At 45.5% G+C, this 20674-nt stretch carries 26 protein-coding genes; 6 read left to right on the forward strand and 20 right to left on the reverse strand.

Annotated elements, in window-relative coordinates:
* Window positions 1-25 precede the first annotated feature (25 nt).
* Genes cyoE through FD967_RS09785 form a run of 4 tightly spaced genes read right to left on the reverse strand, consistent with a single transcriptional unit; the run spans window position 26 to window position 3481 of the window.
* On the reverse strand, window positions 26-919 hold the full coding sequence (gene cyoE / locus FD967_RS09770; protein ID WP_215325864.1) for a heme o synthase: 894 nt from the start codon (window positions 917-919) through the stop codon (window positions 26-28).
* Window positions 916-2046, reverse strand: coding sequence for a heme A synthase (locus tag FD967_RS09775; protein WP_215325865.1), 1131 nt, complete (start codon window positions 2044-2046; stop codon window positions 916-918). The genes cyoE and FD967_RS09775 overlap by 4 nt, the downstream gene beginning before the upstream one ends.
* Entirely contained in the window at window positions 2043-2702 is a 660-nt protein-coding gene (locus FD967_RS09780; RefSeq protein WP_215325866.1) for a hypothetical protein, read from the reverse strand. The genes FD967_RS09775 and FD967_RS09780 overlap by 4 nt, the downstream gene beginning before the upstream one ends.
* A complete protein-coding gene (locus FD967_RS09785; protein WP_251369032.1) occupies window positions 2699-3481 on the reverse strand; it encodes an SURF1 family protein in 783 nt (260 codons plus the stop codon). Before FD967_RS09785 ends, FD967_RS09780 begins: the two co-directional genes overlap by 4 nt.
* A 14-nt stretch (window positions 3482-3495) precedes the next feature.
* On the opposite strand from FD967_RS09785, the gene FD967_RS09790 reads away from it, so the two are divergent.
* Window positions 3496-3708: a twin transmembrane helix small protein gene (locus FD967_RS09790; protein WP_215308522.1), complete on the forward strand. Its 213-nt coding sequence runs from the start codon at window positions 3496-3498 to the stop codon at window positions 3706-3708.
* Window positions 3709-3772: 64 nt separating this feature from the next.
* Here the strand turns inward: FD967_RS09790 and FD967_RS09795 are convergent, their stop codons facing one another.
* The 7 genes from FD967_RS09795 to FD967_RS09825 all read right to left on the reverse strand — a co-directional run bounded on the left by FD967_RS09795 (window position 3773) and on the right by FD967_RS09825 (window position 9377).
* A complete protein-coding gene (locus tag FD967_RS09795; RefSeq protein WP_215325867.1) occupies window positions 3773-4627 on the reverse strand; it encodes a cytochrome c oxidase subunit 3 in 855 nt (284 codons plus the stop codon).
* A 29-nt stretch (window positions 4628-4656) separates the two neighbouring features.
* A complete protein-coding gene (locus FD967_RS09800; RefSeq protein ID WP_215325868.1) occupies window positions 4657-4851 on the reverse strand; it encodes a DUF2970 domain-containing protein in 195 nt (64 codons plus the stop codon).
* Window positions 4848-5441: a cytochrome c oxidase assembly protein gene (locus FD967_RS09805; protein ID WP_215325869.1), complete on the reverse strand. Its 594-nt coding sequence runs from the start codon at window positions 5439-5441 to the stop codon at window positions 4848-4850. The genes FD967_RS09800 and FD967_RS09805 overlap by 4 nt, the downstream gene beginning before the upstream one ends.
* Before the next feature lie 16 nt (window positions 5442-5457).
* Window positions 5458-5589 carry a cytochrome oxidase small assembly protein gene (locus FD967_RS09810; protein ID WP_215325870.1) on the reverse strand — a complete coding sequence of 44 codons (132 nt, stop codon included), beginning with the start codon at window positions 5587-5589 and terminating at the stop codon, window positions 5458-5460.
* Window positions 5573-7192 (reverse strand): cytochrome c oxidase subunit I, encoded by a 1620-nt coding sequence (gene ctaD, locus FD967_RS09815; RefSeq protein WP_215325871.1) that lies wholly within the window; start codon window positions 7190-7192, stop codon window positions 5573-5575. Before ctaD ends, FD967_RS09810 begins: the two co-directional genes overlap by 17 nt.
* 44 nt (window positions 7193-7236) lie before the next feature.
* A complete protein-coding gene (coxB, locus tag FD967_RS09820; RefSeq protein ID WP_215325872.1) occupies window positions 7237-8394 on the reverse strand; it encodes a cytochrome c oxidase subunit II in 1158 nt (385 codons plus the stop codon).
* A gap of 179 nt (window positions 8395-8573) precedes the next feature.
* A complete protein-coding gene (locus FD967_RS09825) occupies window positions 8574-9377 on the reverse strand; it encodes a class I SAM-dependent methyltransferase (RefSeq protein ID WP_251369033.1) in 804 nt (267 codons plus the stop codon).
* Between the two features lie 128 nt (window positions 9378-9505).
* Here FD967_RS09825 and FD967_RS09830 point away from each other — a divergent pair, with 128 nt between their 5' ends.
* Together FD967_RS09830 and trmL are read left to right on the forward strand one after the other, a co-directional pair.
* Window positions 9506-10153, forward strand: a complete 648-nt coding sequence (locus FD967_RS09830; protein ID WP_251369034.1) for a ComF family protein — start codon at window positions 9506-9508, stop codon at window positions 10151-10153.
* Window positions 10154-10168: 15 nt separating this feature from the next.
* Window positions 10169-10639 (forward strand): tRNA (uridine(34)/cytosine(34)/5-carboxymethylaminomethyluridine(34)-2'-O)-methyltransferase TrmL, encoded by a 471-nt coding sequence (gene trmL / locus FD967_RS09835; RefSeq protein ID WP_215325875.1) that lies wholly within the window; start codon window positions 10169-10171, stop codon window positions 10637-10639.
* A gap of 5 nt (window positions 10640-10644) precedes the next feature.
* On the opposite strand, the gene FD967_RS09840 is transcribed toward trmL, so the two are convergent.
* The 4 genes from FD967_RS09840 to FD967_RS09855 are packed head-to-tail and all read right to left on the reverse strand — an operon-like array spanning window position 10645 to window position 12920.
* Window positions 10645-11667, reverse strand: coding sequence for an NAD(P)H-dependent glycerol-3-phosphate dehydrogenase (locus FD967_RS09840; RefSeq protein WP_215325877.1), 1023 nt, complete (start codon window positions 11665-11667; stop codon window positions 10645-10647).
* A gap of 24 nt (window positions 11668-11691) precedes the next feature.
* Entirely contained in the window at window positions 11692-12213 is a 522-nt protein-coding gene (gene secB / locus FD967_RS09845; RefSeq protein WP_215325878.1) for a protein-export chaperone SecB, read from the reverse strand.
* 21 nt (window positions 12214-12234) lie between these two features.
* Window positions 12235-12489, reverse strand: coding sequence for a glutaredoxin 3 (grxC, locus tag FD967_RS09850; protein WP_215308532.1), 255 nt, complete (start codon window positions 12487-12489; stop codon window positions 12235-12237).
* 17 nt (window positions 12490-12506) lie between these two features.
* Window positions 12507-12920 carry a rhodanese-like domain-containing protein gene (locus FD967_RS09855; protein ID WP_215325879.1) on the reverse strand — a complete coding sequence of 138 codons (414 nt, stop codon included), beginning with the start codon at window positions 12918-12920 and terminating at the stop codon, window positions 12507-12509.
* Between the two features lie 22 nt (window positions 12921-12942).
* On the opposite strand from FD967_RS09855, the gene gpmA reads away from it, so the two are divergent.
* Genes gpmA through FD967_RS09870 form a run of 3 tightly spaced genes read left to right on the forward strand, consistent with a single transcriptional unit; the run spans window position 12943 to window position 15852 of the window.
* Window positions 12943-13632 (forward strand): 2,3-diphosphoglycerate-dependent phosphoglycerate mutase, encoded by a 690-nt coding sequence (gene gpmA, locus FD967_RS09860; RefSeq protein ID WP_215325880.1) that lies wholly within the window; start codon window positions 12943-12945, stop codon window positions 13630-13632.
* Window positions 13633-13646: 14 nt separating this feature from the next.
* Window positions 13647-15080, forward strand: a complete 1434-nt coding sequence (locus FD967_RS09865) for a S41 family peptidase (protein WP_215325881.1) — start codon at window positions 13647-13649, stop codon at window positions 15078-15080.
* 19 nt (window positions 15081-15099) lie between these two features.
* On the forward strand, window positions 15100-15852 hold the full coding sequence (locus tag FD967_RS09870) for a molybdopterin-synthase adenylyltransferase MoeB (RefSeq protein WP_215325882.1): 753 nt from the start codon (window positions 15100-15102) through the stop codon (window positions 15850-15852).
* A 4-nt stretch (window positions 15853-15856) separates the two neighbouring features.
* Here FD967_RS09870 and ptsP read toward each other — a convergent pair whose 3' ends face one another.
* The 5 genes from ptsP to gshA are packed head-to-tail and all read right to left on the reverse strand — an operon-like array spanning window position 15857 to window position 20583.
* A complete protein-coding gene (gene ptsP, locus FD967_RS09875) occupies window positions 15857-17608 on the reverse strand; it encodes a phosphoenolpyruvate--protein phosphotransferase (protein WP_215325883.1) in 1752 nt (583 codons plus the stop codon).
* A 2-nt stretch (window positions 17609-17610) separates the two neighbouring features.
* The gene (locus tag FD967_RS09880; RefSeq protein WP_215325884.1) at window positions 17611-17880 is read right to left on the reverse strand and encodes an HPr family phosphocarrier protein; all 270 of its coding nucleotides are present in this window, start codon (window positions 17878-17880) and stop codon (window positions 17611-17613) included.
* An 8-nt stretch (window positions 17881-17888) separates the two neighbouring features.
* A complete protein-coding gene (locus FD967_RS09885; RefSeq protein ID WP_215325885.1) occupies window positions 17889-18323 on the reverse strand; it encodes a PTS sugar transporter subunit IIA in 435 nt (144 codons plus the stop codon).
* A gap of 2 nt (window positions 18324-18325) precedes the next feature.
* Window positions 18326-19267, reverse strand: coding sequence for a glutathione synthase (gene gshB, locus FD967_RS09890; RefSeq protein WP_215325886.1), 942 nt, complete (start codon window positions 19265-19267; stop codon window positions 18326-18328).
* 17 nt (window positions 19268-19284) lie between these two features.
* The gene (gshA, locus tag FD967_RS09895) at window positions 19285-20583 is read right to left on the reverse strand and encodes a glutamate--cysteine ligase (RefSeq protein WP_215325887.1); all 1299 of its coding nucleotides are present in this window, start codon (window positions 20581-20583) and stop codon (window positions 19285-19287) included.
* Between the last annotated feature and the right edge of the window lie 91 nt (window positions 20584-20674).

The raw sequence follows: 20674 nt of genomic DNA on the forward strand, positions 1-20674 counted from the left end.
AGATTTTTGGAAATCCATATTTATCTCAAACGAAATAGTGGTCAATTAATAGCACTACAAAAAGTAGAGACAAATACGTAATTGAAAAACGAAAAGTCTTCTTCGCTAGCGCATCGCTGTAAGAAACAAACAAAGCAATGACATATGCGAGGAATATCAAACCCAGAATGATTGCTGAGATCAAATAGATCACGCCACTCATGCCATAAATATATGGCAATAAAGTAGCTGCAATCAAAATCAATGTATATAACAAAATATTGAGCAGCGTAAAACGCTCTCCATGTGTCACTGGCAGCATTGGTAGACCACTTTGCACATAATCATCGCGACGGTATAAAGCGAGAGCCCAAAAGTGTGGGGGAGTCCAAACAAAAATGATCAGCACCAAGAGCCAGGCTTCTGCTGACACAGTATTAGTAACTGCCGCCCAACCCAAGGCAGGCGGCATAGCACCCGAGAGGCCGCCAATGACAATATTCTGAGGCGTAGCAGGCTTAAGTAACCAGGTATAGATTACTGCGTAACCGACAAAAGTTGCTAAGGTGAGCCACATGGTTAATGGGTTACAGAAGTTCCATAGAATGACCATTCCCGAACCACCGAGAATAATCGAGAAAACAGTAATGTGAAAAGGCGTCACTTCGCCAGTTGCGGACGGTCTCCAAGCGGTTCGCTTCATCTTGGCATCGACGGCTTGCTCGATTAAACAATTCATTGCAAAAGCTGCTCCTGCCAATAACCAAATCCCAACAATGCCGCCAATCAGAACTGGGTAAGGCACCATACCGGGTGTAGCCAAGAACATGCCTATTACTGCACAGAACACTGCCAACTGCGTGACGCGGGGCTTGGTAAGAACCCAATATTGACGCCAACGTGGCATCGCTACAGGATTGGAGGAAGTTGGACTACTCATAATGATTTAGACATCTTAATGTGAATGGGGGCAGTCCAAGAGGACCATTGGACTAAACGAACCAAACAGAACACCAATGCAGCAGAACCTGCGGTATGCATTAAGGCAGCAAGGAGAGGCCACTGAAAAACCACATTAGAAATACCAGTCAGAGCTTGAAGAATGGGCAAGCCCAATAATAACTTGGCAATCCTACCCATTCCCGATGATTTGGAATTACTTAAGCCAAGAGCGCTTATTCCTAAGGTGCCAAGGACTACTACAGCAACCATAGCAAACACACGATGCGCCCAATGGATTGTTTGCAAAGCGACAGGTGTAATGGATTCGCCTTGAGCATTCAGGCCCAAGCCACGCCATAGGGTGAAGCCCTCTTGCCAAGCTGTTTCCGGCCAAAGACGATCCATGCAAGTTGGAAAATCAGGGCAAGCCAATACAGCGTAATTAGTACTCACCCATGCACCTAAAAAGATTTGTGTACACAAGATGACTGCTGCAAGTAAAAGTAACTTCGCAGAAAGGGGTTTGCTCTGTAAGCGAATAGCTGAAGAAGGTTGACCCATCCACTCTTGTTGGGCATAAGTCGTTAAACACGCCAACAAAACTAAAGCCAACATTAAGTGAATCGTCACAATAATAGGCTGCAATTTTAGTGTGACTGTCCAGGCACCAAATGCCCCTTGGATACATACCAAAATCAGTAAGCCAAGGCTGCCCAATACAGGTTTCTTGCCCAAGCTACGGAACTTGCTCCAGGCAACTGCCACCTGAATCAAAATCAGCGCTCCGACTGTCATTGCTAAGTAGCGATGAATCATTTCAATCCAAGCCTTGATGACAGTCACAGGACCCGTAGGCATGTTAGCTTCAGCTTGCTGGATCTCACTAATGGCGTGCCATGGATTTGATGTTCCATAACAACCAGGCCAATCAGGGCATCCCAGACCAGAATCCGTTAAGCGAGTAAAAGCGCCAAAGACAATCAAGTCAAAAGTCATAAAAACCAAGACCCAATTAAGCTTTTGGAAAAAGTTATAAGACGGCCTAGTCCAGAGATAGGCCAAAGGTAGGCCTGCAAAGACAATTGCGATTGCAGCTAACTCCGCAAGCAATAGCATGCTACTCATTGCAATGTTTCACCCTTACGATTGAGGCGTAACAGTTTCTCAAGATCCTTTTTAATACTGCCAAATTCTTTAGGCGAATTGGTCACTGGAAAAATCATCATCTTAGCTGGGCTCGGATCAATCAACTGAATCTTCTGACCTGCTCCGCTACGATTAAGCCACGCATCAAATTCCGCGTTTAATTTAGGGTCTACTGGTAAATCTACAATCTGAAATCCTGCCGTCTTTTGATCGTACGCCAGCAATACTTCTGGATCTACTGCTTTGCCATCGGTATTGACCCAAACTAACTGAACTCGACTACTTTCACGACCAACAGCAATGCGTAGTTGGCGCATTAAAAATAGAGCCTCAAGACAGGATTCATTTTTAATCGTGCATTCCCCAGCTGGCCTTGCCACTAGCAAAGTCCACTTTCCATTAAAAGGAATATCAAACCAAGCTGGATTCATATCTTGCACAGGCTGAACCAGGGTTCCAAAGTTAGTCTTTCCACCCTCTGGTTTAAAAACGTAATACGCCAAATAGGAAGCGATCACTGGTGCCGCGCAAGCAAGCAACAATAGCAGCATCTGAATACGCCCACGTCGAGTTTGCGCATTAATCACAGACGCATCTGTTTGTGATGCTGGAATCAATAACTCTTTATCACTCACCCTCTATCTCCATTCACAGCAAGCTCTCGCCGATATTTCATGAGCCCATTAATGAGCCAAAATAAAAATCCAGTCAATGCCAAAGCAAACCACTGGAATGCATAAGCATAATGGCGATCGACTCCATTTGTTGGAGAGGGCCAATTTCTTAGCAAACCATCCTCTTTCGAAGAACTGGACTCTCGAACGATGAATGGAAGTTGCTTCCATTCATGGCTTTGAGCCTCAAGACCCAAATCAAAATTTTGCTCAATCCGAGGACTTGCTTGCGTAGCGTCCTTTTTTCCCAACTCATAAACCCTTCCGGGGTGAGGGAATGCAACCCCTTCAACAGTCACCACTTCACTTACCGTTTTAACTGGGGGTAACTCAATACGATTTTCGTTATTACGAGGAGCCCAACCTCGGTTAACCCAAAGTACAAGGTCTTGGCCATCCAATTTCAAAGGCATCATCACATAAAAACCGGATTGTCCTGCAGCGCCAGTACCACCCTCAGGAATGGGGCGAGGACGGTTATCCAGCCAAATCGCCTGATCTTGAATGAACCGTCCACGAGCTAAAATTCGGCGCTCTGAAGCCTGCTCTAGGGTCAAGCTATCGGCATTAGCATTCAGAACGGGCATTTGTAGTTTTGCACTTAAAGATTCACCCAAGCGAATCTTTTGCTCTGCTCGCTTTAACTGCCAAACACCAGCGCCGCAGCCAACTACAATCACCACAAGAGCTGATAATGTAGCAACTATACGACTAGTAATTAAGCTAGAAAAAATATTCACAAGGGTACTTTGAGATGAAATGGGTTATTCCGATTGCACTGCTAATCATTGTTGGAAGCTTAGGCTCAGCACTCTACTTCATGATGAAAGATAAGGGTCGCAGCTCAAGAATGGTTCAGTCACTTATGTTACGTATTGGACTGTCAATCGTACTCTTCTTGGGAATTCTCATTGCCCACTACTTTGGTTATATCGAAGCTACTGGTGTGCGAGTGGGAACAAACTAAGCATCCACCACTGCGAATACAGACTCAAAACAAATCGGGGCTCAACGCCCCGATTTTTATTTCTTTACATCCAGTAAACAGCGATGTACAGACCAAGCCAAACTACGTCAACGAAGTGCCAATACCAAGCAGCACCTTCAAAAGCAAAATGATTTTCAGCAGTAAAGTCACCGCGCATCATACGACGCAAAACAATCGCTAGCATCAAGCCGCCAAGGAATACGTGGAACCCATGGAAACCGGTCAGCATAAAGAAGGTTGAACCATAAACGCCTGAAGTTAACTTCAAGTTCAAAGCATGATATGCATGGTAATACTCATACATCTGAAAACCCAAAAAGATCATGCCAAGGCCAACGGTAGCAGCTAAGCCGTTGATCGCTTTCTTCATGTGGTTTTCACGAATCGCGTGGTGAGCGTAAGTTACTGTCACACCAGAAGACAAAAGCAATAAAGTATTAATAGTTGGAATGGGCCATGGACCCATAGTGGTGAATTTCTCTACCAAACCAGCAGGACCATCATTAGGCCAAACAGCTTGAAAATTAGGCCAAAGTAATTTGCTTTCCACATCACCCATCCAAGGCATCGCAATATTGCGCGCATAGAACAATGCAGCAAAGAATGCGCCGAAGAACATAATCTCAGAGAAGATGAACCACGCCATCGACCAACGATAAGAAATATCGACGTTCACGCCATTCTTGCCGGAGTTGGATTCGGCAATAGTGTCTCCAAACCAGTTGTAAAGAACAAATAACACCCAAAGCACACCGACTGCAGTTACTGGGCCACCCCAAGCTGCGTGATTTACCCAGCCAGACATACCAGCAGTAAAGGCGAGTAATCCCAGGGCAGCTGCAGCCGGATGACCGGATAGTCCGGGAACAAAATAGTAAGGGGTTGAATTGGATGACATCTTATTCTCTCTATTCAATCAAAAAATAATCAATGGGACACAACTGCTTTAACTATCAAAAGGAGTATGCCCATAAAAATCAAGGCGCCTAAAACTCCCGCAATAACAATGTGGACAAAACTTAATGAAGCAACATCTTCCTGCAAACCTGATTTTTTACGCACACCTAAAAAGGCCCACAAGACCGCGATCATCGATTGCGTAAATGAACTTTTCTTACTCATGATGCTGACTTTGATTTAGGTGTTGTTGAGCCAGCTGGCTGCTGACCAATACCCAACTCAAAAAAGGTATAGGACAAAGTAATCGTTTTCACATCAGCCGGTAAGCCTGCGTCAATAACAAATACCACCGGCATCTTCTTCATTTCATGAGCTACCAAGGTTTGCTGCTGAAAACAAAAACACTCTAATTTGGTAAAAAACTCCATGGCACTTTTCGGCGCATAACTTGGAATTGCTTGGGCCTCAACAGAGCGGTTTAAATTATTCGTGACCTCGTAAACGATCTCCGTCATCTCGCCTGGATGTACTTCCAAGTAGTTCTTCACCGGGCGGAACGTAAAAGGCCCACGGCTATTGGAGTCAAACTCAATAGTCACCTTACGAGAATAGTCGACCTGAGTATTGCCAACCTTATTTGCACTGTAGGCACGAATACCATAATCGTTCTTGCTGGTGACCACATTAATACCGGTCACCTCACACAAGGCTTTATACATTGGTACTAGTGCGTAACCAAAACCAAACATCATGACAGAAGCTATCAAGAGCTTCAGCAAGATTTGGCGGTTAACGGAGGCAATAGCAGACATAAGTATTCGGCGGGCTTTAACCTAATAAGCCCCGTTTAATCAGGATGCCTAGAAAGAACACAAGAGCGGCACTGAAAAGAATAAAGCCCAATCTGCGATTACTGGCAGATTGGGATTTGTGTGCGGCTACTTTAGATTCCTGCAGCATTTAGCTCTGCAGTAGTTGGAGGTGCTTCAAATGTGTGGTGTGGCGCTGGTGAAGGTATTGTCCATTCCAAACCTTTAGCACCATCCCATGGCTTCATAGATGCTTTTTCACCCTTGCCACTATAGGCTGGCAGAACAACAAACAGCAAGAAGAAAACTTGGGATAAACCAAATCCGAGTGCGCCAATCGATGCGATCGTATTAAAGTCAGCAAACTGCGTCGGGTAGTCAGCATAACGACGTGGCATACCTGCTAAGCCCAGGAAGTGCATTGGGAAGAAAGTGATATTGAAGAAAATCATGGAAGTCCAGAAGTGGATCTTGCCACGAGTTTCATTAGCCATGAAGCCAGTCCACTTTGGACACCAGTAGTAAAAACCAGCAAACATCGCAAATAAGGAGCCAGCTACCAAAACATAATGGAAGTGGGCAACCACGTAATACGTGTCTTGCAAACCAATATCAATTGGCGCCAACGCCAAGATCAAACCGGTAAAACCACCCATGGTAAATACAAATATAAACCCAACTGACCACAACATCGGGGTTTCAAAGGTCATGGAACCCTTCCACATGGTTGCAACCCAGTTGAAAATCTTTACGCCTGTTGGAACTGCAATCAACATCGTGGCATACATAAAGAACAGCTGACCAGTTACCGGCATACCAGTTGCAAACATATGATGAGCCCAAACGATGAATGACAAGATTGCAATGGATGCAGTTGCATAAACCATTGAGCTATAACCAAACAAAGTTTTTCTTGAGAAAGCAGGAATGATTTCGCTCACGATTCCGAATGCTGGAAGAATCATGATGTAAACCTCTGGATGACCAAAGAACCAGAAGATATGCTGGAACATAATTGGATCACCACCGCCAACTGCGGAGAAGAAAGAAGTGCCGAAGTGACGATCTGTCAAAACCATGGTGATCGCTCCTGCCAATACCGGCATAACAGCAATCAACAAGTAAGCAGTGATCAACCATGTCCAACAGAACATTGGCATCTTCATCAAAGTCAAGCCAGGCGCGCGCATATTCAAGATGGTCACGATGATGTTAATCGAGCCCATGATTGAAGAAGCACCCAACAAGTGAAGTGCAAAGATGGCCATATCCAAACCTGGGCCCATTTGCGATGTGAGTGGAGCATATAAAGTCCAACCACCAGCAGGAGCACCACCAGGAGCCAAGAATGAACCAAACAACAAACAAGCAGCCACCGGCAAAATCCAGAAGCTAAAGTTGTTCATGCGAGCAAAAGCCATATCGGATGCACCGATTTGTAAAGGAATCATCCAGTTTGCAAATCCAACGAAGGCCGGCATGATCGCGCCGAACACCATTACCAGACCGTGCATGGTGGTTAACTGGTTGAAAAACTCTGGGCGTAAAAACTGCAGGCCTGGCTGAAACAACTCCAAACGAATACCTAGAGCCATCACACCACCAGCTAGTAAGCTGATAAACGAGAAGATCAGGTACATCGTACCAATATCTTTATGGTTAGTTGCAAACAACCAACGGCGCCAGCCATGTGGCGTATGGTCATCATGCGCATGGTCGTGTGCGTGATCGTGGGTAGTTGAAATCGTGCTCATGGATTACTCCGGTTTAGTTTGATCTGTATAAATTCTTAAAATAATTACTTGCCAGCACGCGCAGAGACAATATCTTGGGTCTGAATCACTTCGCCCGTTTTGTTACCCCATGCATTACGGGTATAAGTCATCACTGCAGCAATATCGCCATCAGAAATCACGCCAGCCCACTTAGGCATTGCACCCTTACCATTGATAAGAATGTTGTATTGGCCAGCTTTTGGTCCCAGCACCATCTTGCTACCATCCAAGGCCGGGAAGGCGCCAGCACCTTTGCCGTTTGGCTGGTGGCATGCTGCGCAGTTAGCTGCATAAACCTTGGCGCCACGCTCTTTCTGTTCATCCAAGGTGTAAACCTTAGATGGATCATCCGAAGCGGAGCCCATTTCTTTTTTCTTCTCGTCTACCCATTTGGTGTAGTCCTCTTGGGAGACGACTCTAACAACAATCGGCATAAAAGCATGTTGTGCGCCGCACAGCTCTGAACATTGACCACGATAAGTGCCGATTTTTTCTGCACGGAACCAGGTGTCACGAACAAAACCAGGAATTGCATCCTGCTTCACACCAAATGCTGGCACTGCCCAGGCATGAATCACATCATTTGCTGTTGTAATAATGCGAATCTTTTTACCAACTGGAACCACCATCTCGTTGTCCACTTCCATCAAATAGGTATTCGATTTTGGGGCAAGATTGTTAATAGATTCACGGGAAGTAGCCAAGGTGGATAAGAAACTAATTCCTTCGCCTTCGCCTTTGATGTAGTCGTAACCCCACTTCCACTGATAGCCAGTAGTCTTAATGGTGATATCAGAATTGGTGGTGTCTTTCATTGCTACAACCGTTTTGGTTGCTGGCAAAGCCATACCAATAACAATCAGCAATGGGATCACTGTCCAAATAATCTCAACAGTGGTGCTCTCGTGAAATGACGCGGATTTGGCGCCCAAAGATTTACGGTGCTTCAGGATTGAATAAAACATGACACCAAAAACGCCAATAAATATCAAAGCGCAAATGACCAACATCATCCAATGCAACCAATGAATCTCTGCCATGATTTTTGTGGCTGGGGCAGTGAAATTCAGCTGATTTACTGCTGGACCACCTCGCATATCTTCAGCAGCACGTGCAAATGCTGTGCCAAAGGCTGCTACTAAATAGAGCGAAGCCCTAGTGACTTTTCCAAATAAATTCATCTTATTCTCTGTTTATTGTCGTGAGCTTCTGCAGAAATACACCCTCAGGAAGCCCAAAAAACGGTATCAAGCAATTCAAGTAGCGCTAATTATAGGGTTAATTAGACTCAAGAACAAACCGGACTAACTATGCCGCCCTCAATCTTGGCAATGGTTTAAAAGATAGTGAACACTTACACTTAAGCAGAATCATTCCTAGTCTTGCGCCCGATTTGATTTAAACCAATATAAGCGACATCATCTTGCGCCTTGGCGAGGTTCTTACCCAAAGCCCAAGCATGCCCATAAACCACCTCTAAAGTCAGTTTTTGAGGTAACTGAGTAGCTATGGCGCTATCTTGATAGTTAGAACCAAGCAAATTGAATGCCCTTGCGTCTGATAGAAGGACGCTGTCAGAGTCATATTCCAAACCCAAGAACTCCATATCCATCACTGGGTCAGAAAAACGCTCACCCAACAGGGCATCTCCCATATCGTGCATATCCCAAGGGCTAGCCAAGTTTTGAATGGGTAATTGTTGCGCCAAGAGTTCGGATCTGAGCTCTTTGGCAGTATCTGGACCCAGATAGCTAAATGTTAGTAATCCACCTTCTTTCAGTACTCGCCAGCACTCCTGCAAAAAATGCTTTGGGTCAACTAAATCCTGAATCAAGAGAACACTCACTACTAAATCTACAGAATTACTAGGAAGATTAATGCGGCCTGTTTTCTTGTAGTCGTCCAGAGAAATCAGGGATACCAACTTCATTCTTGAATTCCAAAAACGAGCCACTCTCAATTTAAGTAAATTAAAACCCGATAGCTCGCATTCTGGGGCACTGTGAAAACGAATTCCTGGAAAGCGTTTTGTCAGAAAAGAACTATGTACCCCAGGGAAATCTGGAATCAACAAGATGTCTTGTGGCTCTAATTTCACGATATCTAATTTTTGCAACATGCGCGTTGCAATTTCGTCCTGAAGCCATCTGATTGATTGGGTCATTGGCTCAGTATACTCAGCGACCCATGCGCCCAATAGAGAATATTTTCCAAGCAATTTGTTCTCACCTGCTACCAAGCGCGTGCATTGTTTGCGGAGTATTTCAGCGACTCACTCTCTGCCATGATTGCTTGGTCCAATTAGAATCAGATCAGCTATCTAATTACGAATGCTGTCAGCAATGTGGTCTTGCTCTTGAAGTTAGTGAGCTGACAAAAAAATGCTGCCGAGAGTGCATCACTAACCCACCCTACTTTGATGAAACTCACTGTCTTGATCGCTACGAGGGTAGATTGCAGGCTGCCTTGCATCTCTTCAAATATCAGCGACGTCTTGCTTATGCACATGGACTGACATCAGCATGGAATCAACTGATGAGTCCGAGCTTAAATAATTTACGGGCAGACTATTTGCTACCAGTGCCACTAAGTCCAGAAAAATTGTGTTCTCGCGGCTTTAATCAAAGCTGGGAGTTAGCCAGGCGGATTGATTGTGACAAACGTATCCATAAAAACCCACACATCTTAAAACGCTATCACCATACCCAGCATCAGGCCAAAGAGAATCGTGCTAATCGTCAAATTGCTATTCAAGATATGTTTTACATCAACCCTCAATTTCAAGGGCAACTAGAATCCGCTACAGTAATTGTGTTTGACGATGTCATGACTAGTGGTGCAACCTTAAATGAAATCGCCCGCGTATTAAAGGACAATGGGGCATCTCATGTTACTAATTGGGTTCTTCTACGAACGCTGTACCCAACCTCAAGAAATTAATATAAAGCTCAGCACATGTTTAATATCGTTTTATTCGAACCAGAAATTCCACCCAACACGGGCAACATTATTCGCCTGTGCGCAAACACGGGAGCAAAGCTGCATCTCATCGAGCCACTCGGCTTTCCGATGGAAGATGCCAAACTTCGCAGGGCTGGCCTGGATTATCACGAGTTCGCTAAAGTAAAAGTTCATCAAAACTGGGCGCAATTTCTGGTTGATGAACAGCCTGAGCCTGAGCGTATTTTTGCCTTGACCACCAAGGGATCCGGCAAATTTCATGATGGCACGTATTTGCCTGGGGATTATTTTGTTTTTGGTTCAGAAACCAAAGGTATCACCGAAGAAGTCAGAAGCTCAATTCCACGCCCGAACCAAATGCGCTTAGCAATGCAAGATAGCAGTCGTAGCTTGAATCTCTCGAATACGGTTGCGATTGTAGTTTATGAGGCTTGGCGTCAAAACGAATTACTTGGTGGAAGTTAAGAAACTTACACTTCAAGCTTGGGATCGCGCCCCATTAGTTTTTTAACCGCTTCCTGTGGCGATAGTTTTCCAGATAAGACCTCGCCCATCATTGCAGTAATTGGCATCTCAACACCCAAACGCGTAGCGAGATCGCCGACAGCAGAGGCACATAAGACACCCTCAGCAACATGCCCTAAGTTATCCAAAATTTCAGGCAGGGGTTTTCCTGCTGCAAGCGCCAAACCAACGCGACGATTACGAGAGAGATCTCCAGTAGCCGTCAAGATCAAATCGCCTACACCAGTTAAACCCATACAGGTCTCTGGTCTACCACCAGCCGCCTTTACTAAACGCATCATTTCTGCGAGGCCACGAGTTAATACTGCAGCGCGTGCATTTAAACCAAGATCTAAACCATCACCAATGCCAGCTGCAATCGCTAAAACGTTTTTAATAGCGCCACCTAGTTCGACACCAACCAAATCATCGCTGGCATAGATGCGCATATTGCCGTGATGGAAAGCGCCCTGAACAATGTCACACAAGGCATTGGATTTGCTAGCAATGGTTAATGCACAAGGCATACCATTACCAACTTCTTGTGCAAAACTAGGTCCTGATAGAGCGCCGTAAGAATGACGTATGCCATGGCTATATAGCTGATCTTCGCGTTCCACTATTTGGTGCGGCAATAAGGCAGAGTTGGGCTCTAAGCCCTTGCACAACCAAACAATATTGAGCGGATGTTTTGCGAGGCGCAATACCTGCGCCACTGTTTCTGATAAACCAGACATCGGGGTAGCAATCACCAAAAGATCATTTTTAGAAAGGCGCTCGATGGCTCTCTCAAAACTCACTTCTAATTGCAGGCCCTGAGGCAAGGCAGCACCGGGTAAATAGCCTGTATTTACACCTGACTTTTGCATATCCTCAATTTGCTCAACGCTTCGAGACCAAAGACTAACGTCGCCCGGCTGAAGATAGCGTGCAGCTTGCGCTGCCATAGCTGTGCCCCATGAACCAGCTCCAAGCAGCGTCACTTTCATGATCTGTGGGCTTTAAAAGTCAGCTTAGTGAGGAAGGATGATTTTGCTTTCATCGGCTGCGCTACTTTCCGTTGCAGTTGCTTGCGCTGCCTGCATCAGGCGATGCTCGTACATACCGTGGAAATTAATTTCATTCAAATGAATCGGCTGGAAACCAGCACGACTAATAGTGTCAGCAATATTCGAGCGCAGATAAGGATACAAAATTGTTGGGCAAGTAATACCTAGCATTGGATCAATTTGCTCTGCAGGAATATTACTAAATTCAAAAATACCTGCTTGCTTTGCCTCAACCAAGAAGAGCACTTTAGCCTCTACTTTGGAAGTTACTGTTGCAAGCAAGGCAACCTCAAAAATTTCATCACCTAGGCGGGTAACCGCAACATCAATCTCAACCTCAACTTGAGGCTCAGCTGCAACTAATAAAATTTGTGGTGCATGCGGTTGCTCTAGGGATAAATCCTTGAGATAGATTCTTTGAATACGAAAACCAGGCTCTTTTGAATTATCAGCTGCATCTGGAGCGGAAGTAGTTTGTTCAGTCATGGAAACTTTCTGAGTAAATTTTTAAGCTAGCAGTGGATCAAGTTGGCCGGCGCGATCTAAGGCAACTAGGTCGTCATAACCACCAACATGAGTCTCACCAATGTAAATTTGTGGCACTGTACGACGACCAGTGCGGGTCATCATGATCTCGCGCTGCGCAGGATCCCGGTCAATCAGAATCTTCTCTAAATTGGCAACACCCTTCTTGTGCAGAAGCTTCTCTGCCATAACGCAATATGGGCAAACCTGAGTGCTATACATCGTGACTGGTGGCATATCTAAAGCTCGCTAAATTATTTAACCAATGGCAAGGCTGCGGCTTGCCAACCTTGAACGCCGCCATCTAGGACTGCAACCTCTGGGAACCCCAGCTTATTAAGCTCTGGGACAAGCTTGCGAGCGTTTGCACCAGACTGACAGACCAAAATAATGGGATTGTTACGATCTAGCTTGAGCTTATCAATTCCAGATGGAATTTGATCAGCCAAAATATGCTTAGATCCTGGTAAATGGCCAATCTTAAAATCGGATGCTGGACGTAAGTCCAAAACGGCTGCTTTACGACGATTAATCCAAATAGTCGCCTCTGTAGGTGATAAGCCTTTTCCGCTAATAAGCGTAGATAATGCAGGAAGGAAAAGCGCTGCGCCCGTAACCAGCAGGAGGGCAATAAGCGCTAAATTATCAATTTGTGTGAGAAAGTTCATCATCGGATTATAGAATGGCTCTATGAAACAACTTGTCCTTATTCGTCATGGCGAATCCGCTTGGAACCTTGAAAACCGATTTACTGGCTGGGCGGACGTTGACTTAACCCCCAAGGGCACTGAACAGGCCCTTACTGCAGGTGAAAACCTGCGTAAAGCTGGCTATGAATTTGATGTGGCCTACACCTCAGTACTCAGAAGAGCCATTCGTACCCTATGGCATGTTCAAGACACTATGGACCTCATGTGGTTGCCAGTGGTGCACAGCTGGAGACTGAACGAGCGTCACTATGGCGCCCTCACAGGTCTAAATAAAGCAGAAACTGCCCAAAAATACGGGGATGCCCAAGTTCATATTTGGCGTCGCTCCTTCGATATACGCCCACCGCTCCTAGAAAAAGATGATGAGCGTAATCCGCAAAATGATCCACGTTACGCAAAACTCAGCAATTCTGATATTCCCCTGGGGGAGTGCCTTAAAGACAATATCGAGCGTGTGCTACCCCTTTGGAATGAATCAATCGCCCCCGCCCTTAAAGCAGGTAAGCGTGTATTAATCGTCGCACACGGCAATAGCATCCGATCTTTAATTAAGTATCTCGACCAGGTTTCTGATAAAGACATCATGGAAATCAATGTCCCCAACGGCATCCCGCTTGTTTACGAGCTCGATGACAATCTCAAACCGATTCAGCATTTTTATTTGGATTAAGGTAAAACAGAAATATGCGCGTATTTTTCAAGAACTTTGCCCTAGTCTCTGTCGGCCTCATCGCCGGGGTTGCAGCCACTATCCAGCTTTCAGCTACAGCTCAACAGGGCACCACACTCCCTTTAGATGAGTTGCGCACACTGTCGAATGTCTTTGCGCAAATCAAGCGGGAGTATGTTGAGCCAATTGAAGATAAACAATTGCTAACTGATGCAGTCAAGGGTATGGTTAGTAGTCTTGATCCTCACTCCACCTATCTTGATAAAAAAGATTTCTCTGAAATGCAAGAACAGACCAGTGGCAAGTTTGCTGGTCTTGGTATTGAAATCACCTCAGAAGATGGCGTTGTCAAAGTACTCAATCCGATTGAAGATAGCCCTGCAGCACGTGCTGGACTCCAAGCTGGTGACCTCATTACTCGCTTAGACGACAAACCGGTTCGCGGCATGTCCTTAGATAAAGCAGTGCGCACCATGCGCGGTACACCAGGTACAAAAATTACCCTGACCGTTTTCCGCAAAAGCGAAGAACGCAGCTTTCCGGTAACAATTACCCGCGCTGAAATTAAAGTGCAATCAGTTAAAGCCAAAATTTTAGATAACAATATCGCTTGGGTCAGAGTGACGAGCTTTCAAGAACGTACCATTCCTGATCTTGCCAAGAAGTTAACTGAGCTTGCAAATCAAGATCCCAAAATGAAGGGCATCATTCTTGATCTCAGAAATAATGGCGGTGGCTTATTGCAAGGTGCAGTCGGTGTTGCTGCTGCTTTCTTGCCAGCAGATGCTGTCATCGTTTCCACTAAAGGTCAGACATCAGACTCTAAGCAAGTGTTTAATGCAACACCGGCGATGTATCGCCTCAGTGAGCCTGGTGATCCTTTGGCTGGCGTTCCTTCCATCTATAAAAAATTACCAATGGTAGTTTTGGTCAATGCCTATTCAGCATCAGCCTCTGAAATTGTGGCTGGCGCATTACAAGATTACAAACGTGCAACCATTATTGGCAAAACGACTTTCGGTAAAGGTTCTGTCCAAACGGTCCGCCCTCTAAGCAATGACTCAGCATTGAAAATCACTACGGCGTATTACTACACACCAAGTGGTAAATCAATTCAAGCGTATGGCATCAAACCCGATATCGCAGTGGATCAAAATAAAGATGGTGATCCTGATGATGTTTTGATCACTCGCGAAATCGACAGCGAAAAGCATTTGCGTAATAAGCAATCTTCAGAAGAAAAACTTGCCGCTGAACGAGAAAAACGCCGGCTAGAAGAGTTACAACGCATTGAAGAAAAAAATGCCAAGAAGACTCCAGAAGAGAAAGAAAAAGACAAGTCTAAAAAACCTGTCGAGCTTGGTAGTGCAGATGACTTCATGCTTACTCAGGCAGTTGCGTTTATCAATGGTGAGCCTGTAAAACGCTCAACCTCTAAGCTAGAGTAAGTTCTAGCATTAGGTATATATGAATGATGAGCAGTTACTTCGCTACTCGCGGCATTTACTACTCGAGGAAATTGATGTTGCTGGCCAAGAAAAGCTTCTTGGCTCCCACATACTCATCATTGGTGCTGGCGGACTAGGAAGTGCTGCTGCACCTTACTTAGCTGCAGCTGGCGCGGGAAAAATAACGCTAGTTGATCATGACCAAGTCGAGCTCACTAATTTGCAGCGACAAATCATGCATAGCCAGAACTCGATTGGTAAGACCAAAGTGGAGTCTGGAAAGCAATTTTTACACAACCTGAATCCCGCCCTCACGATTAACGCAATCGCAGAAAAGGCTTCAGAAGATCTACTCGATACACTCTTGCCGACAGTGCATCTCGTTTTAGATTGCACGGATAACTTTGCTACCCGCCAGCTTATCAATCAAGCCTGCTTTATCCACAAGATTCCGCTCGTCTCTGGATCTGCCCTCAAATTTGATGGTCAACTCAGCGTCTTTGATTTTCGTAATGAAATATCACCCTGCTATGCCTGCCTTTTTTCTCCGGAAGAACAGTTTGAAGAGGTCAGTTGTGCCAGCATGGGTATCTTTTCCCCTCTCGTTGGCATTATCGGCGCAATGCAAGCGGCCCAAGCTCTTCAGGTATTGATTGGCTTTGGTCAGCCTTTAGTTGGAAGAATGTTATTGTGGAATGCCGTCAATACTCAAATTGATGAGATTCGTCTTACTCGAAATCCCGCATGTAAGGTGTGTGGCTCCCCACACTAGGAAATTAAGAAAGCAAATGCTCCAATGCTTTCGCCTGCTCTTCAGGCTCATAAGCACGAAGAACCCTAGGGGCACGCGCCTTCAATAGTCCTACATTTGCTTTTAATATCTCACGCTTGACTAATAACAGTTGACTGAAGTGCATAGAGAAATCAGTCAGCCCAAGGGCAAGCAATAGTTTTGTTAATGCAGGGTCGCCAGCCATCTCGCCGCAAACAGCAACCGGCACTTCAGCGCGCTTGGCTTGATCGATGATGCTAGACAGCAAATTCAAAATGGCTGGATGCAATGGATCGTATAAATGTGCCACCGCATGATCTGCACGATCAATTGCCAAGGTGTACTGAATCAAGTCGTTAGTGCCAATAGAAAGAAAATCGAATCGATTGATAAATAACGGTAGCATCAAGGCAGCCGCAGGGATTTCAATCATTGCGCCAACTTGAATATCCGGATTAAATGCCTGGCTACGCTGATGTAATTGCTGCTTAGCTTTTTCAATCAATCTAAATGTTTCATCGATTTCTTTGACATGGGCGAGCATCGGAATCATGATGCGCGCCTCACCATGAGCCGATGCTCGCAAAATCGCCCTAAGTTGCGTTAAAAAGATTTCAGGCTCCGTCAAAGACCAGCGAATAGCACGTAATCCAAGAGGTGATGTGCCAGTTTGAGAAACATCGCCACCACCACCCAGAGCCTTATCGGCACCAACATCAATGGTTCTAATATTGACGGGCAGGCCATGCATTAAATCGACTACGCGACGATATTCTTGATACTGATGCTCTTCATCAGGCAAGGCCTGCTTGCGATCCATAAATAAAAATTCGGAGCGAAACAAACCAACGCCCACAGCACCCAACTTGACCGCCTGAATAGCATCTTCGGGCAATTCAATATTGGCAGATAACTCAATCTCGACACGATCAGCTGTTTCTGTCTTGGAATGCTTTAACTGGTTTAGCTTGCGAGCCTCTTTTAAGGCTTGAGCTTGAAGTTTTCGATACTCGGCAAGAAGTTGTTCATCGGGCGCAACAACAACAACCCCATGCTCTCCATCCAATATCAGCCAATCACCATGACGAATCATTTCACTGGCATGTCGTACACCGACTACTGCAGGAATTTCCATGCTACGCGCAACAATAGCGGTATGAGAGGTCTTACCACCAAGATCCGTTACAAATCCCGTAAAGGCATGTTCTTTGAAGCGCAGCATGTCATGAGGAGCGATGTCGTGGGCAACAATAATCGACTCAATACCAATATCACTTGCAGGCAAAAATTCAGCATCATTTAAAGGATCTTTTTGCTGAGCATTCAATGCCTTAACAACGCGCTCTGCCACCTGACGAATATCGTTGGCACGCTCTTTTAAATAGGTATCCTCGATACCTGCAAATTGCTCTAAAAGATCATTGAGTTCAGTTGTTAAGGCCCAAGCAGCATTTAACCTCTGAGTGCGAATTAATTTGATAGGCTTCTCAGCTAAAGCTGGATCTGCCAGAATCATGCTGTGGACATCTAAGAACGCAGCCATTTCTTGTGGCGCGTCTTTAGGTAAGTCTTGACGCAATTGCTCCAACTCCTGGCGCACCTGCTCAAAAGCATCTAATAATTTTTGAGCCTCGCCCTCTTCTTTGCCTACTTCAACTAAGTAATGACTAACCTCTAATGCAGCACGCGATATCAGTACGGCCTTCCCAATGGCAATGCCCTTAGAGACTGCTATTCCGTGCAAAGCAAAAGTCATCCTTATTCGCCCTCACCAAATCGATCATTGATCAATGCCGTTAAAGCCTGCATTGCCTCATCTTCTTTTTCCCCAGCAGTTTCTAGAGTGACCGTACTTCCAATCCCAGCGGCCAGCATCATGACGCCCATAATGCTCTTGGCGTTGATTTGACGACCGTTACGAGACAAGAGGATTTCGCAAGGAAACTCAGCAGCAAGCTGGGATAGCTTGGCTGATGCTCGAGCATGTAAGCCCAACTTATTAATAATTTCGATTTCAGCAACAGGCATCGCGAATCCTATTTCTCTGTAGTGGGTTGCGGAGTTTTAGAGCCTAAACGCAGAATGCCATTTTGGCCACCTTGAAGCGCTTTATGAGCTAATTCTTCTAAGCCCTCGCCGCGATGAGAAATACATCGCATTAGCATGGGCAAATTGAGTCCCGCTAAAACAATCACGGGGGCATTCAAGCCTGATAGCGGGCCCAAGGCCTCAAGCTTAGAGGCTACATTGGCCGGTGTAGCACCCATCACATCAGTCAAAATTAAAACGCCCTGACCTGTATTGACTCCGTAGGCTGCTTTTAAGACCCGATCAAAACTAACTTTGATATCTTCGTAGGGCGGAACGTCGACAGCCCTCACTCTCTCCGGCACCACACCGAAGGCATGCTCAGCAAATCCAAGCATCGCACTTGCTACTGGGGTGTGGGCAACTATGACGATTCCAACCATGTTTATGCCAATGCCTTTTCAAGCGCGGTTAACCAAAATTTTGGGACATCAAATCCACTTTGCTCAGTAATTTCTACAAAACAAGTTGGGCTAGTCACATTAATTTCTGTGACATAGGCACCAATTAAATCCAATCCTACCAAGAATAAGCCGCGGGCATTCAAAATAGGGGCCAAACGCTCCGCAACTTTTCTCTCGGCATCCGTCAGTGGCATTGCCACTCCCTTACCCCCAGCGGCCAAATTGCCTCGGATTTCACTGCCCTGCGGAATGCGAGCCAATGAAAATGGTACCACCTCACCACCGATCAGCAACACCCGTTTATCACCTTGCATAATCTCCGGCAAGAATCTTTGCACCATCAAAGTACGTGCGCCATTCTCACCTAGCGTCTCAACAATACTGGCAAGATTTAAAGCATCTGGCCCAACGCGGAATACACCCATACCACCCATGCCATCCAAAGGTTTAATCACAATATCTTGATGCTCTTGATGAAACACTTCAATCGCACTGAGTTCGCGCGTTACTAAAGTTGGTGGAATGAGTTCCGGAAACTCGGTGATGGATATCTTTTCGGAATGATCCCGAATAGCAGTTGGATTATTAAATACTTTCGCACCCTGACGAACCGCAGCAGACAGTAGCCAGGTGGTATTGAGATATTCAATATCAAATGGCGGATCAGTGCGCATCATGACTGCGTTAAAGGTATTAAGTGGGAGATCTTCTACAACGCCCAATTCAAACCATGCGGTACCGCTTGGTTTGATATCGAGAGGCTGGCAATCTGCCACTACAAAATCATTCCTCCAGAGGATATTGCGACTTTCGCAAAACCAAAGTTGATGCCCAGCTTCTTGCGCAACTCGCATCATTGCTAAGGTGGAATCTTTACTAATCTTGAAAGACTCTAAAGGATCCGCAATGAAAAGCAGGTTCATGTCAGCATCCGAATCAATTAAGCAGCTTCGGCATTAGGATCAGAGCGCTCTAGCTCTAGAGAGGCTGCCAGCAAGGCTAGACGAGCGACAACGCCATACAGGTAAAAACGATTTGGCGGTGCGCTACCAGGCTTTGCGCCTAAATCTGGGATAGAGTTTTGCTCAAATGCCAAAGGCACAAAATGCATACCTGGAGCGTTCAAATTCTCATTAGGGCCGCGGTCAGTATGCACTCGATAAAAGCCGCCAATCACATAGCGATCAATCATGTACACCACTGGCTCAGCAACAGCCTCATTGACCTTCTCAAAGGTATAGACACCTTCTTGAATCAATACATCACTGACCTCAAGACCTTCTTTTACAACACTCATCTTATTGCGGTCTTTGCGGTTCAGGTCTTTGAGTTGCGCGGGGTCATTCACTACCATCACGCCCATGCCGTATGTACCAGCATCCGCTTTGACAACAACGTATGGCTTTTCTTTAATGCCATACTCACGGTATTTCTTGGCAGTCTTCTTTAAAACTTTCTCGACAGCAGCTTGTAATTCTTCTTCACCTATACGCTCATGGAAGTTCACATTAGAGCAGCTTGCAAAATAAGGATTGATCATCCAGGGATCAATATCGACTACCTTGGCAAACTTCTTAGCGACTTCATCGTAAGCGGCGAAATGTTTCGACTTTCGGCGGACGTGCCAGCCAGCATGTAGTCCCGGCAAGAGATACTGCTCGTGTAGATTTTCTAAGATCGGAGGAATACCTGCTGATAAATCATTGTTCAGTAAAATTGAGCAGGGATCGAAATCTTTTAACCCAAGACGTTGCTTCTTCAGCCCCAAACGAGACAAAGGCTCCATCAAGAGACGATTGCCATCAGGCAAATCAATCCAAGTCGGCTTTTTAATTTCATCAGACAAAGTGCCTAGGCGGACATTAAGACCCGCTTGACGCAAGATCGAAGATAAACGCGCAATATTCTGTAAATAGAAAGTGTTACGAGTGTGTCTCTCAGGTATCAATAGTAAATTTTTGGCCTCAGGACAAATCTTCTCGATTGCTGCCATTGCCGCCTGAACTGCTAAAGGCAACATTTGGGGCGAGAGATTGTTAAAACCGCCTGGGAAGAGGTTGGTATCAACTGGTGCAAGCTTAAAGCCTGCGTTACGCAAGTCAACTGAGCAGTAAAACGGCGGAGTATGCTCTTGCCACTCGAGCCTGAACCAGCGCTCAATCGTTGGAGTTGCTTCTAATACTTTCGACTCGAGATCGAGAAGAGGGCCGCTAAGGGCGGTGATGAGATGTGGAACCATCTCACCATTGTAAGATTTTTTAAAAGAAAGACGCGGAATCCGAGGATTCCGCGCTTAAAAACCGGGCAGCTAACTAAAGCCGCCCAGTGAG

Source organism: Polynucleobacter sp. JS-Mosq-20-D10, assembly GCF_018687755.1.
Taxonomy (GTDB): domain Bacteria; phylum Pseudomonadota; class Gammaproteobacteria; order Burkholderiales; family Burkholderiaceae; genus Polynucleobacter.